Here is a 14487-nt window from a genome sequence, read left to right as displayed (position 1 = left end):
CCGCAGCCATGGCCCTCGCCGCCCCGCAGTTCCAGGTACGCAGCCGGCCCGCAGCGGCGCGCGGTCGCGCGCCGCGCCTCGCGACGGTGCTCACCGGGGCCGGGGTGGCGCTGCTGCCGTGGATGGTGGTGCTGGCGGGGACGCTGCCGCAGACGGCCGAGGTGCCCCACTGGTCCACCGCCTGGATCGGCTTCGACGCCCTGCTGGCGGCCGGGCTGACCGGGACGGGGCTGCTGCTGCGCAGGCAGGACCCCCGGGCCTCGCCGGTGGCGGCCGCGACGGCGGCGCTGCTGGCGGCCGACGCCTGGCTCGACGTCGTCACCTCGGCGGGTACGGCCGGGCAGGGCACGGCGGTGCTGCTGGCGCTCGCCGCGGAGCTGCCGCTGGCGGTGGCCTGCGCGGTGGTGGCCGCGCGGCGCACCGCCTGAGGCGGGCGGGCCCTACTCGATGACGAGCTCGACGGGGATGTTCCCGCGGGTGGCCTTGGAGTAGGGGCAGACCTCGTGGGCCTGCTTGACCAGCAGGGTGCCGGTCTCCCCCTCCAGGTGCGCGGGGAGCTCGACGCGCAGGGTGACGGCGAGGCCGAAGCCGCCGGCGTCCTGGCCGATGGAGGCCTCTGCGGTGACGGACACGTCACCGGTGTCGACCTTCGCCTGCCGGCCGACCAGGCCGAGGGCGCTGGCGAAGCAGGCGGCGTAGCCCGCGGCGAACAGCTGCTCGGGGTTGGTGCCCTGGCCGTTGCCGCCCAGCGCCGGCGGCATGGCGAGCGGGAGGTCGATCTGGCCGTCGGAGCTGACGGCGCGGCCCTCGCGGCCGTTGGCGGTGGCGACGGCGGTGTACAGCGCGTCCATCGGGAGGTCCTTTCAGAGGGGCGGGGCGGCCGGTGGCCGACCCTCGACCACCACTAGAGCACACAATTAAATTGTGCACAACTCAATCGCGCTCAAGATGGCTCCGATACACTGGGACCCATGACCGAGCAGCCTGCCGACGCCTTCCGCGCACCCCTCCGCGACCAGGACTTCCTCCGCCTCGACGGGCAGATCTGCTTCGCGCTGGGCGCGGCGAACCGCGCCTTCGGGGGGCTCTACCGGGTCGTCCTGAAGGACCTGGGCCTGACCTACCCCCAGTACCTCGTGATGCTGGTGCTCTGGGAGCACGGGACGCTGCCGGTCAAGCAGCTCGGACAGCACCTGCGACTGGACTCGGGGACCCTCTCTCCGCTCCTCAAGCGCCTGGAGGCGGCCGGCCTGATCCGGCGCGAGCGCAGTGCCGAGGACGAGCGGTCCGTCCAGGCGGTGCTCACCGACGAGGGCGCGGCCCTGCGCGAGCGCGCGGTCGAGGTGCCGCGCCGGATCGCGAGGGCCACCGGGTTCGAGCTGGCCGAGATCCGCGAGCTCCAGCAGCGGCTGGGCCGCCTCACGGCCGCCCTGGACGCGGCCGTGGACGCCGTGGACGCCGTGGACGCCGCCACCCCGCAGGACGCCCCCTAGGGCACCACCCGGGCTCCACCGGAATCGTTGACATGGTCAACCTTTTACTTGACCACCTTAACTATTGCTGGCTACCTTCTTCAAAGTACTTGATGACATAAAACATCTGCTTCCTGAAGCACTTTAAGAAGGTCCTCCCCGTCATGAGCTCCGCCGCACCCGCCCCCGCCGAAGCCGGGACCAGGAACGAGACGGTCATCGTCTTCGCCCTGAGCCTGGCGGCCATGGTCGTGTCGATGATGCAGACCCTGCCCGTCCCGATCCTGGGCCTGATCCGCAACGACCTCGGCACCTCCACCGCCAACGTGAGCTGGGTGACCACCGCCACCCTCCTGTCGGCCGCCGTCTTCACCCCGCTGCTCGGCCGCTTCGGCGACCAGCACGGCAAGAAGCCCACCCTGGTGGCCGTCCTCGGCGTGATGGTGGCGGGCTCCGTCGTGGCCGCCCTCGCCACCTCCCTGCCGCTGCTGCTCCTGGGCCGCGTGCTCCAGGGCGCGGCCACCGCGATCTTCCCGCTGGCCCTGTCGGTGCTGCGCGAGGAGGTCCGGCCGCAGAAGCTGCCGGGCGCGATGGCGCTGGTCAGCGGGACGCTCGCGTTCGGCAGCGGCCTGGCGCTGGTCGCCACCGGTCTGCTGACCTCGGGTGAGGGCGCCGACTACCGCAACGCCTTCTGGATGGCGACCGGCTTCGCCGCCCTGGCCCTGCTGGCCGTGGTGTTCCTGGTCCCCGCGACCCGCCACAAGACCGGCGGACGCACCGACTTCCTCGGCGCGCTGACCCTCGGCATCGCCCTGCTGCTGCTCCTGCTGCCCATCTCCCAGGGCCACGAGTGGGGCTGGTCCTCCGCCCGCACCCTCGGCGCCTTCGCCGGCGCGGCCGTGATGACCGCCGTCTGGGTGCTCGTCGAGCGCAAGGTCGCCGAACCGCTCGTCGACATGAAGATGTTCGTCCACCGCCCGGTGCTCATGGCCAACCTGGCCGGCATCCTCGTCGGCTTCGGCATGTTCGCGAACTTCCTGGGCGTCTCCTACCTCGTCCAGATGCCCGAGAAGCTCACCGGCTACGGCTTCGACGCGTCCATCCTGCGCGCCTCCGTCCAGTTCCTGCTGCCCGGCGCGATCGTCTCGCTGCTGGCCTCCCCCGTCGGCGGTCAGCTGGTGCGCCACCGCGGCCCGCGCCTCGCGCTCTCCGTGGCCGCCGCCCTCGGCGCCGCCGGCTTCTGCTGGCTGGCACTGGACCACGGCCACACCCTCTCGGTGATCGGCGCGGGTCTGGTCGTCGGCGCGGCCGTCAGCTTCGGCTACGCCGCCATGCCCGCGGTGATCATGTCCAGCGTCCCGCACCACCAGAGCGGCATCGCCAACGGCATCAACTCCATCTCCCGCTCCACGGGCAGCGCGATCGGCAGCGCCATCGTCACCACGATCCTCGCCTCGCAGACCGTCGAGCACCTGCCCAAGGGCGTCCCGCCGCTGCCCGCCGAGTCCGGATTCACCCTCACCTTCTGGATCGGGGCCGCCGCCTTCGCCCTGGTCGCGCTGATCAGCTGGCTCGGCCTGCGCTCCGGCCACGGCCCGCGCGTGGTGCGGACGGCCACCCCGGCCCCCGCCCCGGCCCCCGCCCCGTCCAGGGCCGCGGACACCGCCGACGCGGTCTGACACCACCCCCGGCCCGCCCGCCCGCTGCCCCCGGTCCCCCGGACCGGGGGCAGCGGCGTGTCCGGCCGCCGACGGCACCCGGCGGCCCGGCCGCAACCCTCCCGGCGGCGTTGTCAGTGGGGCTCGCTAGTCTCCCCGCATACCGCAGCTCAGCAGGCGCTCGCGCCTCGATCCGGGCTGCGCAAGACCGTTTTCGGACAGGCGGAGGGGCGCGCACCGATGGGCTGGCTGGCGTTGGACGAGGGGTACGAGATCTCCCTCGTGGAGGGGCGGGTCGCCGTACGGCGGCCCGCGGGGCGGCAGTTGAAGGCGCTGCCGAAGGCGCTGCGCGACCATCCGGAGGTGGACCGGCTGCGCCGGCTCGCCGAGTGGCTCGGCCGGCACGAGGCGGCCTGCGTCGCCCAGGTCGACACCTGGATGGTGTCCTCGCTGCCGGTGCCGACCGAACTCCTCGCCCGGGTCTGGCCCGACGAGGCCTGGCAGGCCGCGCTGCGCGACCTGGCGGTCGTCCCCGACAGCGACCCCGACGAGGTGGGCTTCCTGCGCGACGCCACCGCCACGGGCGAGTTGAAGGTCGTGACCCTCGACGGCGAGACCGTCCGGCTCTCGCCGCGCACGGTGACCCTGCCGCACCCGGTGCTGCTGCCCGACCTGGACGACGTACGGGAGTTCGCCGCCGAGCTGGACATCACGCAGCGGGTCGAGCAGATCCACCGGGCGACCTGGCACAAGCCCGCGGACCTGGAACCGGCCGCCACCGAGGTGCGGGACTACGCGGGCGGCGTGTTCCCCAGCCGGTTCAGCCTGGCGGCCCGCGCGACCTCCCTCGGCTACCGGGTCACCGGCGGCTACGCCACCTGCCGGGTGCGGGACTCGGGCCGGGCGGTGGAGGCGGCCGTGTGGATCGGCGAGCCCTACTGGGAGGACGAGTCGGCCACCGGATCGCTGAACTGGCACGACGGGGAGGGCCGGGCGGTACGGCTCGGCGAGGTCGGGCCGGTGGCCTGGTCCGAGGGCATGCGGATGGCCGCGGCGCTGTACGCCGGGCGGAAGATCGAAGAGGGCGGGGACGAGGCGTGAGCACCACCGACACCATGAGCACCGATGCCGGCGCGACCGGCGACAGCGCCCGACTGCTGGCGGCGGGCGCGGTCCTGCCCGCCGGCACCACCGGGGCGGGCGCCGCGGCCGTCCCCCTCACCGCGCGGGCCTACCGCCACCCGGCCCTGGGGGACGAGCGGGTCGTGGTCCGCCTCGCCGCGGCCGAGCTGGGCCCCGCCGAGGACCTCGCCGCCGGCTTCCTGGGCCTCGTACCGGACGGCGAGCCGCAGGTCGTCGGCCTCGGGCGGCGCCAGGCGCTCGGCTTCCCGGAGTGGGTGCTGGTGCACCACCCGCAGGACGGCCACCACGCCCTCGCCGTCGTCCCCGAACTGGACCGGCTGGCCCGGCAGGCCAAGACCAAGCCCAAGGCCGCCCTCGACGCCTGCCACGAGCTGGCCGACCGGCTCGCCGCCGCCGTCCCGCACTTCCTGCCCGTCTTCTACGAGCAGGCCGCGCGCGTCTTCCTCGCCGTCGACAACACCACGTACGCGGCGCAGCTGTTCGGCCGGGCCCGCACCAGCGAGGCCCGCTACGGCCTGGCCGTCGACGAGGACCGGCTGGACGCCGTCTTCCTGGAGTTCGCCCTGGCCGGCGCCCTGCCGGTGAAGGTGCTCACCGGCTACGGCAGGGAACTCGCCCAGCGCGTCTCCCCCGCCGAGGCCTTCGAGCGCTTCCGCCGCCTGTGCGTACGCCGCACCGCGGGCGGGCTCGCGCCGTCCGCGCAGGCCGCCGCGGAACTGCGCCGGCTGGCCCGGGCGGCCGGGCTGACCGGAAACGGGCCCGAGCAGGAGTACCTCGCCGAGCTGCTGCCGCTGCCCGCCACCCTGCGGGCCGCGACCGGCTGGTGGAAGGCGCACCGCACGGCGCTCGTCGCCCTCGCCAAGCGCGTGCCCGCGGTACGCGGAACCCTGCTCGGCATCATGCCCTCCGGCGGGGGCGGCGCCGGGGAACTGGCCGCCCTGTGGCTGGAGGTGCTGGAGGAGTCCGGCGCCACCGCCGGGCTCTTCGAGGACGGACTGCCCGCCGAGGAGCGCTGCACCGACGGCACCGCCGGCTGGCTGGAGCGCTTCCACGCCGCCCGCCACGCCGGCTGGGGCACCCCGCCGCCGCTGCCCGCACTGCTCCCCCTCGTCACCCGCTGCGCCGCCCGGCTGCGCGCCGAACTCGCCCTGCCCGAACGGGAGGCGGGCCTGCGCCTGGCCCTCCAGGACGTGAACCTGCTCGACCTGCTGCTCTCGCTGGGCCTGCCCGTCGCCGACCCCGGTCCGGACGGCACGCTGGGCCTGGAGGAATGGTCCCGTTCGCCGGAGCGGCGCGACCTGCGGGCGCTGTGCGCCGACGAGCGGATGCGGCCGGTCTTCCTGCGCACCCTGCACCGCTTCAACACCCACATGTCCGACGGGCGCGGGGTCGTGCGGCACCTCGCCGAGGCTCCCGGCAGCAGCGCGCTGGTGGCCGAGTGGGTCCGCGAGGTGGCCGCCGCGTCCACCGCGGCGGCCCTGCCCGAACTGCCCGAGGCGCTGCGGCGGCTGACCTGGCTGCCGTCCTCGGCCCTGGCCCTCGCCCCCGAGGAGGTGTCCCGGGCCGCCTCCGTCGACCTGGGCGGGATCCTGGCCCGCACCCTGCGCGGCGGTCTGTTCGAGGAGCTGGTCTGGCCGGCCTGGGAGGAGGCCGTCACCGAGCTGGCGCCCGGCCGGGGCCGCGCACGGCTGACCGTGATGGACGCCTGGCCGTACGTCATCGTGGCCAACTCCACGCAGGTGCGGGTCATCGGCCCCGACTCCGCGGTGCTGACCCACGACCTGCGGATCCCGCAGGGCGACCGGTACAGCCACGGCTTCCACTACACCGACGGCGACCTGCTCGTCTTCTGGGCCTCCCACGACGGCCCGGTCCAGGGCTACTGGCTGAGCGCCCCCGGCGACGTCCTCACCCTCGACTCCTCCTCCACCTACTGGTCGGTGCGCTCCGAGCACGTGACCCTGCCGCTGCCCGGCGGCGGACGGACCACCGGCGGCACCGCGGTCCTGCACGCGGGCGACAGCCGGCTGCCGGCCGAGCGGGCGGTGATCTCCGACGGGACCTCGTACTGGGTGTGGGACCAGGACGGCAACCGGTGGGAGGACGCGGGCTGGGCGGAGTACGACCCCGCCTCCGGGGCCGTCGGGCGGCGCTCCCTGCCGGGCTTCCTCGCCGACGCCCTGCGCGACCGGCCGCACGGCAGCTTCCTGCCCGACCGGATCGGCCAGGACTGGCTGCGGCCGGCGCCCGCCGTCGAGGGCTCGGTGCTGGGCGCGCCCGTGGACGGGGTGCTCGGCTGGCGGGCGGTGCGCGTCCCGGGGCAGGGCTGGCACGGCTCCGACACCGCGGGGCGCTGCGTCACCGTGCCCGAGGGCGGCTCCATCCCGCGCGCCGCCGTCACCCTCCCCGGTGACGACCGGCCGCGGGCCGTCTCCCAGGACTGGCGGACCCTGTCCCTCGTCGACCCCGAGGGGGCCGTCACCTGCCGGGTCTCCGCCGACTACCACGGCGGCCTCTACTGGACCGGCCACGCGGAACTCCCGCAGCTCGCCTACTGGTACTGCCTGCGGCCGCGCGACCCCGAGGGCTCGGCGGCGCTGCGCGCGGTGGACGCGACGCAAGCCGGGGCGCTGCTGGCGGCCGCCGCCGAGGCGGACAAGCCCGCGGAGCTGCCCGCGCTGGTGAGCGCGGCCCTGCCCGCCGTGAGCGCGCCCGCGCTGATCGGCGGCGTGGCCGACGCCCTCCGGTCCGCACTGGCCCAGCGCAAGGCCCTCGCCAAGGTGGCGGCCGCGCTGGAGCCCGCGCCGGTGTCCGTGCGCGAGCCCGCCAAGGACCGGGGCCCGGCCGACTCGCTGCTCCACAGCGGCGTGGACGGGCTCACGGGCACCCCCGGCCACCGCTACTACGGCGGCGACGCCGACGGGACGTACCGCTTCCTGCGGTCCCTGGGCGCCGTCGCCGCGGACACCGCCGCGCAGGCGGTTCCCGGGCGGCTGCACGTCGACCTGCCCAAGGTGGCGCACTCGTCCTTGCCCTGGGCCGACCTCTTCCTGGACGCCCCGGCGGCCGTCGCCTACCGCGCGGTGGTCACCGGTGCGGCCGACGAGCAGCGGGCCGCGCTGTGCCGGCTGCTCGGCGAGGTGGACGCCCTCGGCCTGGCCTCGGCCGAAGGGTCCGCCGCGCGCTGGCGGCGGGTCCGCGTCCGGATCGACACCGCCCACCTGCTCGGGGCCGACGGCCGCGAGCGCGGCCGGGGCGGACGGCACCGCGCGGTCATGCCGCTCGGCGGCGGCGCGGTGCTCGGCCTGAACGAGCAGGCCCTGGAGTTCCCCCGGGGCCGCGAGTTCGACGCCCTGCTGCACGACCCGGCCGGCGCCTTCACCGTGCCCGCCCCCTACACCGCGGCAGTTACGGCAGGCCCCGTCGGCGACCGGGAGCGCCCGGCCGGCTGGCTGTCCGCCTTCCTGAAGGAGGCCGCCGCGCGCGGCCCGGCCCCCTGGTTCCCGGAGGCCGCCGAGGAGTTCGGCCGCCTCACCGGGGTCTCGGCCGCCATGGCCCGGCTGGTCCTCGCGGGCCTGCCGTACCTGGACTCGTACGAGCGCGCGTTCCTGCCCGACGCGCTGCGCGCGACCCTCGGCGTCAAGGCCGCGGACGCCGCGAACGCCCGCGACGACCTGAAGGAGCTGGCCCCGGACGTCCGGCGCGCCCTGGTCGCGGCGCTGCTGCCCGCCGACCCGGCGCTGCTGTGGACGGACGGCCCGGACGCGGCCGCCGCCGCGCGGGTGTGGAACGAGCGCGTGGGCCGCCGTACCCCCGTGCCCGAGTGGCTGCTCACCGACGCCAACAAGGAGGTGCGCGGCGGCTGGGCACCGCACCAGGCGCTGCCCGCGCTGCTGGACGCGGCGGCGTCCCCGGTGCTGTCGTGCGATGTCGCGTGGAAGGTCGAGGGGGACCACGTGGAACCCCGCACTCCGGTCACCCGGCCCTTCGACACGAACGTGCTGACGGGCGCCACCGCCCTGACGGCCTGGCTCGCCCACCGGCTGCCCGCCGGGCACCCCCTGCGGGCCTGCCTGCCGCCCGCGCTCACCGCGGTGCGCCAGCGCCTCGCCGCGCCGGAACTCCTGCTGGGGGTCGGGCACTACGTCCACCTCGCCGACTTCCGCAAGGCGGCGGGCACTCCCACCGAGACCGGCGAGGGGTACGAACGGTACGGCGCGGTGGTGCTGGCCACGCACGACGGGCAGCCCCGGCCGGCGCTGCGCCCCGCGCTGCTGGACTCGACCGGATCCGACCCGTACCTGCCGCTGCTGCGCGACGCCGGCCAGCAGCCCTCCGCCGCCGAGACGGCACTGCGCCTCGCCCACGACCCGGGCTTCGCCGCGCTGCTCGCCGATCCGGGGGCGCCGGTCGCGGGCGCCGCCGACAAGGACGGCACCTGGTGGCCGCAGGACCCGTCCCGCAGCGTCCCGGAGCTGGTGGCGGAGGTGTCCGGGGCGTACGGGCTGGGCGCGGACGCCGCCGCGCTGTACCTGGCGCTGCTGGCGATGCCCGACCCCACCGACCGCAACACGGCCCGCTGGACGGGCTGGAAGCCGGCCCGGACGAAGGCCGCCCGCGCCGAGCTGGCCGCCACGGACCTGGTGGTGCAGGCGAGCCGTACCCGCGCCGGGCGCTCGCTGTTCCTGCCCGGCGGCTGGACGGAGCCCGGCTCGCCGGTCCTGCCGGTGGAGACGTGGAAGCTGCCGCTGTACGCCCTGGCGGCCGGCGGGCATCCGCCGCTGGGCGTGCTGGTACCCGCCGAGCCGGCCGCGGAGCTCTACCGCCGGGCGTGGGCTCGGGTCCGCGCGGGCGACGCACCCCGCTTCGAGGAGCTGAAGGTGAAGCGCGCGGCCGGCCGCCGGCGCTGAGCTCCCCCGGGGCGCGGCGTGCCGCCGCGCCCCGGCCGCCGGCCCCCCTTTCTTCCTTTCCCCGACGTTCCATGACCGGAGGACCCGAATCCCGATGACCGTCACCGAACCGTCCGCGCCCGCCCGGCAGGCCCTGCCCGCCGAGGAGCGGTACGCCGCCGAACTGGCCTTCCTCGCCGCCCAGGACACCGGCCCCCGCCCGCCCGGCTGGGCGCTGACACCCCGCGCGGTGGTGACCTTCGTGTGCGGCAGCGAGGGCGGGGAACTGGCCCTGCCCAAGCGCCGCGCCGGACTGCCGGCCAAGCTGGTGATCGCCCCGAAGTTCGTCGGCGAACGCGCCCTGGTGGAGCGGTGCGTGGTGACCCTCGCCGGGGAGCGCGGGCTGCTCCTCACCGGTGAGCCGGGCACCGCCAAGTCGATGCTGTCCGAGCTGTTGTCGGCCGCCGTGTCCGGTACGAGCGAGCTGACCGTGCAGGGCACCGCCGGCACCACCGAGGACGCCTTCCGCTACGGGTGGAACTACGCGCTGCTGCTGGCCCAGGGCCCCACCCCGCAGGCCCTGGTCGACTCCCCCGTGCTCCGCGCGATGCGGACGGGGCGGGTGGCGCGGGTCGAAGAGATCACCCGCTGCCTGCCGGAGGTGCAGGACGCGCTCGTGTCGATCCTGTCCGACCGGCGGGTCAGCGTGCCGGAGCTGACCGCCACCGAGGACGCGGTGGTGTCCGCGGCCCCCGGTTTCACCGTCATCGCCACCGCCAACCTGCGCGACCGGGGCGTCTCGGAGATGTCCGCCGCGCTCAAGCGGCGCTTCAACTTCGAGACCGTCGGCCCGATCGCGGACCCGGACGCGGAGAGCGCCCTGATCCGGCGGCAGGCCGTCGCCGCCGTGGAGCGCGCCGGAGCGGCCTTCGGGGTGGACGACTCCGTCCTCGACGCGCTCGTCACCGTCTTCCGGGACCTGCGCTCGGGGCGCAGCGCCGAGGGCTGGGACGTGGAGCGGCCGGGCACGGTCATGTCCACCGCCGAGGCCGTGCAGGTGGCGGCCTCGCTGGGGGTGGCGGCCGCGTACCTGCCGGGCGGTGACGTGCTGGACCTGCTGCCGGGGCACCTGCTGGGCGTCGTGCGCAAGGACGACCCGGCCGACCACGGGCGGCTGCTGGGCTACTGGGACGGCCCGGTCCGCCGCCGCGCCGAGGACGGCTCGGCGATGTGGCGCCGGCTCTGGGACCTGCGCGGGAGCCTGCGTTGACGCTCTCCGCCGAGCCCCGGGCGGCGGTGGAGGAGCTGGCCGCCCGCCGCGCCCCGTACCTGCTGGGGGTACGCCACCACAGTCCCGCGCTGGCCGCAGTGGTCCCGGCGCTGCTGGAGGCGGCGGACCCCGAGGTCGTCTGCGTGGAGCTGCCGGCCGACTTCCAGCCGTGGCTGGCGCACCTGGCCGACCCGGAGACCGTCGCGCCGGTCGCGCTGGCGGGCCTGGGACGGGACGGGCGCCTCGCCTTCTACCCGTTCGCGGACTTCTCCCCGGAGCTGGCGGCGCTCCGCTGGGCCCGCCGGCGGGGTGTCGAGGTCGTCTGCTGCGACCTGCCGCTGTCCGACCCGGGCTGGTCGGCGGACGGGGGTGCGGCCGCACCCCCCGCCGCGGCCGGGCAGCGGTCCTACGCCGGAGCGCTCGCGGCCTCGGGGACCGGCCGCGAGGGCGACGACCTGTGGGACCGGGCCGTGGAGGTCCTGGCCCCGGGCTGCTCCCCCGAGGCCGTGCGCCGCGCCGCGCTGGGCGTCGGCTGGGCGCTGCGGGCGGACGCCGGCGCCGTTGCGGCGGTGGACCTGGCGCGGGAGTCCCACATGCGGGGCGTGCTCGCGCGGTTCGCCGGCCTCCGGGTCGCCGCCGTGATCGGCGCGTTCCACGCCCCGGCGCTGCTCGCGGAAGGCGGCGGGGACGGGGAGGCCTGCGCCGCCGCGCCGGAACCCGGCGGGGCTTCCGGCGGGGATTCCGGCGGGGCGGACGCGCCGGTGGTGACCTCGTTCGTGGCGTACGCGTACGACCTGCTCGACTCCCGCTCCGGCTACCCCGCCGGCATCCGCGACCCCCTGTGGCAGCAGGCCGTGTTCGAAGCGGGCGGGGACCCCGCCCGGCTGCGTGAGGCGGCGGCGGGCGCCCTCACCCGGCTGTGCCGGGAGCTGCGCCGCGCCGGGCACACGGCCGGCACCGGGGAGGCCGCCGAGACGCTGCGGCTGGCCTGTGACCTGGCGGTGCTGCGCGGGCTGCCCGCGCCCGGCCGGGGCGAGCTGCTGGAGGCCGTCACGACCGTGCTCGGGCAGGGCGAACCCGTGGGCCGGGGCCGGGCGCTGGCCCGCGCCCTCGAGGCCGTGTTCGTCGGCACGGGCCGCGGCCGCACCACCCCGCACGCCCCGCGTTCGGGGCTCGGCCCCTCCGTGGAGGCGGAGCTGGCCGCGCTGCGGCTGCCCTGCCCCGCCGATCCGGAGCCCCGCGAGGTGCGCCTGGACCCGCTGCGCTCGGAGCTCGACGGGCGCCGGGAGGTCCTGCTGCGCCGGCTGCTGGTCTGCGGGGCCTCCTACGGGGAGCCCCTGGCCGTGGCCGCCACCGGCGACGGCACCGCCCTGGGCAGCAGGTGGCGGCTGTCCTGGACCCCCTCGGTCCCGGCCCGCCTCGACCTGGCCGGGGTCCGCGGCGTGAGCGCCGCCCAGGCGGCCGCGGGCACCCTGCGCGACACCGCGCGCCGCCAGGCGGCCGAAGGCGGCCCGACGGCGGCACAGGTGCTGGCCGGGCTGGAGGCCGCCGCGCGGTGCGACCTGCCCGAACTGGTCGGCGTACGGCTGGAGGAGATGGCGGCCGTACTGCCGGACACCGCCACCGTGCCGGAACTCCTGGAGGCGGCCGACCTGCTGGAGGGGCTGCGCCGCGGCCACCTGCCCGGCGCGCCGGACGGTGCGCGGGCCACCGCCGGGGAGCTCGTCGGCGACCTGCTGGACGCCGCGCTGCGGTCGCTGCCCGGTCTCGCCGGCAGCGACGACCCCGCCGACGCGGAAGCCCTGGTGGCCCTCGCCGACCGGGCCGCCGCCCGCCGGCTGGGGCTGCGCATGGACGCCGCACTGGCCGAACTCGCCTCCGAGGGCAGCCCCTTGATGCGGGGCGCGGCCCTGGCCGTACGGGTGCTGCTCGATCTGGATCCGGCGGCCGGGCTCGGCTCCCGCGCCGCCGCCTGGGTGGACGGCGCGGCCACCGCCGACGGGCGGCGGGCCCTGTCCCGCCGGCTCACCGGGCTGCTCACCGCCGCCGGGCCGCTGCTGGGCGCCTCCCCGGCCGCCCTCACCCCGCTGCTGGACCGGGTGGACTCCCTGTCCGACGCGGCGTTCCTGGAGCGGCTGCCCGCACTGCGCGCCGGGTTCGAGGTGCTGAGCCCGGCCGCGCGGGAGCGGCTGCTGGACACCGTCACCGAGCGGCTCGGCGACCGGGTCGACCTCTCGCTCGACGCGCCGCCCGCGCTGCTCGCCCTGTGGGCCGCCGCCGACGCGGCCGGGCTCGCCGCGCTCAAGACGCTGGCGCTGCCCGGGAGTTCGCCGGACGCCGCCGCCGACCCGGGCGGCGCCGACCCGCGCGCCGGCGCCGCGGGCCCCGCCGCCGCGCAGCCGGCCCGGCCCGGGCCGCCGGAGGAGCCCCGGCTGGCGCCCGCCGACCGGTGGCGGCTGCTGCTCGGCCGCCGGCGCGACCGGCTCCCCGCCGGGGCGCAGCCCTACGCCCGCGCGCTGGACGAGCTGTACGGCGCGGGGCGCGGGGAGGGCTCCGCGGACGTGGGCCGCCCCGGTTCCGGCGGCGGGGACGAGGCCTCCTTCCCGACGGCCCGGGAGTGGTCGGCGGAGCTGGAGTCCCTGTTCGGCGCCGACGTCCGCGAGGAGGTCCTCGCCGACGCGGCCGGCGCGGGCCGCACCGACGTACTGGCCCAGCTCGACCCGGGCTCGGTGCGCCCGTCCGTGGAACTGCTGACCTCCGTGCTCTCGCTGGCCGGCGGCATGTCCGAGGCGCACCTGGCCCGGCTGCGCCCGCTGGTGCGGCGGCTCGTCGACGAGCTGGCCAAGGAGCTGGCCACGCGGCTGCGCCCGGCCCTGTCGGGTCTGGCGACCCCGCGCCCGACCCGCCGGCCGGGCGGCCCGCTCGACCTGGCGCGCACCCTGCGGGCCAACCTGGCGCACACCAGGCGCCTGGACGACGGCCGGGTGGTGGTGGTCCCGGAGCGGCCGGTGTTCCGCACGCGGGCGTCGCAGGAGGCGGACTGGCGGCTCGTCCTGGTGGTGGACGTCTCCGGCTCGATGGAGGCGTCCGTCGTCTGGTCGGCCCTGACGGCGGCGGTGCTGGGCGGGGTCCCGACCCTGTCCACGCACTTCCTCGCCTTCTCCACCCAGGTCGTGGACCTGAGCGGCCGCGTCGACGACCCCCTCTCCCTGCTGCTGGAGGTGCGGGTCGGCGGCGGTACGCACATCGCCGCGGGCCTCGCGCACGCCCGGACGCTGATCACGGTGCCGAGCCGCACCCTGGTCGTCGTGGTCAGCGACTTCGAGGAGGGCGCCCCGGTGGGCGGTCTGCTCGCCGAGGTCCGCGCCCTGGCCGCGTCCGGCGCCCATCTGCTGGGCTGCGCCGCGCTCGACGACTCGGGAGCGCCCCGCTACTCGGTCCCGGTCGCGCGGCAACTCGTCGCGGCCGGGATGCCGGTGGCCGCGCTCAGCCCTCTCGCCCTCGCCCGCTGGGTGGGCGACCGACTCCGTGGGGAGCCCCGATGACCAGTCCGCTGTTGCCGCCCGTCACCGCCGAGGTGGTCGCGGACGCGGTGGAGAACCTCAGCGCCCGGCTGCGCAAGAAGCTGGACGCCGCCATCGAGGGCTGCCGGGGCGGTGCGGACGCCGGGACCGGGACGGACGGCAGTGTCACCGTCCGGTTCGGTGAGGACGCGGTGGTCACCGTGCGGCCGGGACCGTCGGGGGTGGTCACCCGGGCCGACCAGGCCGTCTGCTGCTGCCTGCTGGCACCGCGCTGCCTGCACCGGGCGGCGGTACTGGGAGCCGCGCCCCTGGCCGGGGAGGAGCCCGGGGCGGAACCCGGAGCCGGTGCCGAGTTCCGGGGCGAGCCCGGGGACGGAGCCGGAGCCGGGGACGGAGCCGGAGCCGGTGCCGGGGACGGAGCCGGAGCCGGTGCCGGGGACGGAGCTGGGGACGAGCCCGGGGCCGGTGCCGGGTCGCAGGCCCGGCACGCCGCCGCGGCCCGGGCCGGCGCGGCGGCCGGGGCCCCCGCCG

At 77.1% G+C, this 14487-nt stretch carries 8 protein-coding genes and 1 pseudogene; 8 read left to right on the top strand and 1 reads right to left on the bottom strand.

The window, feature by feature from the left end:
• Nucleotides 1–8: 8 nt before the first annotated feature.
• Nucleotides 9–428: a hypothetical protein gene (locus tag AB0D45_RS23405; protein WP_361610308.1), complete on the top strand. Its 420-nt coding sequence runs from the start codon at nt 9–11 to the stop codon at nt 426–428.
• A 12-nt stretch (nt 429–440) separates the two neighbouring features.
• Here the strand turns inward: AB0D45_RS23405 and AB0D45_RS23400 are convergent, their stop codons facing one another.
• Nucleotides 441–851 carry an organic hydroperoxide resistance protein gene (locus AB0D45_RS23400; protein WP_007262362.1) on the bottom strand — a complete coding sequence of 137 codons (411 nt, stop codon included), beginning with the start codon at nt 849–851 and terminating at the stop codon, nt 441–443.
• Between the two features lie 120 nt (nt 852–971).
• On the opposite strand from AB0D45_RS23400, the gene AB0D45_RS23395 reads away from it, so the two are divergent.
• The 7 genes and pseudogenes from AB0D45_RS23395 to AB0D45_RS23365 all read left to right on the top strand — a co-directional run.
• Nucleotides 972–1493 (top strand): MarR family transcriptional regulator, encoded by a 522-nt coding sequence (locus tag AB0D45_RS23395; protein ID WP_362462136.1) that lies wholly within the window; start codon nt 972–974, stop codon nt 1491–1493.
• Nucleotides 1494–1636: 143 nt separating this feature from the next.
• Entirely contained in the window at nt 1637–3151 is a 1515-nt protein-coding gene (locus AB0D45_RS23390; RefSeq protein WP_362462134.1) for an MFS transporter, read from the top strand.
• 219 nt (nt 3152–3370) lie between these two features.
• Nucleotides 3371–4231, top strand: a complete 861-nt coding sequence (locus AB0D45_RS23385; RefSeq protein WP_362462132.1) for a DUF4132 domain-containing protein — start codon at nt 3371–3373, stop codon at nt 4229–4231.
• Nucleotides 4228–9183: a DNA-binding protein gene (locus AB0D45_RS23380; RefSeq protein WP_362462130.1), complete on the top strand. Its 4956-nt coding sequence runs from the start codon at nt 4228–4230 to the stop codon at nt 9181–9183. The genes AB0D45_RS23385 and AB0D45_RS23380 overlap by 4 nt, the downstream gene beginning before the upstream one ends.
• Nucleotides 9184–9277: 94 nt before the next feature.
• Nucleotides 9278–10432, top strand: a complete 1155-nt coding sequence (locus tag AB0D45_RS23375; protein ID WP_362462128.1) for an AAA family ATPase — start codon at nt 9278–9280, stop codon at nt 10430–10432.
• Entirely contained in the window at nt 10429–13977 is a 3549-nt protein-coding gene (locus tag AB0D45_RS23370) for a DUF5682 family protein (RefSeq protein ID WP_362462125.1), read from the top strand. The genes AB0D45_RS23375 and AB0D45_RS23370 overlap by 4 nt, the downstream gene beginning before the upstream one ends.
• Nucleotides 13974–14487: pseudogene (locus tag AB0D45_RS23365) on the top strand (hypothetical protein); the annotation flags it as partial. The gene AB0D45_RS23370 and the pseudogene AB0D45_RS23365, both read left to right, overlap by 4 nt.

This window comes from Streptomyces sp. NPDC048352 (assembly GCF_040651895.1).
Taxonomy (GTDB): domain Bacteria; phylum Actinomycetota; class Actinomycetes; order Streptomycetales; family Streptomycetaceae; genus Streptomyces.
Note: the sequence above shows the minus strand (reverse complement) of the source record. Positions and strands in the feature narration are given on the sequence as shown.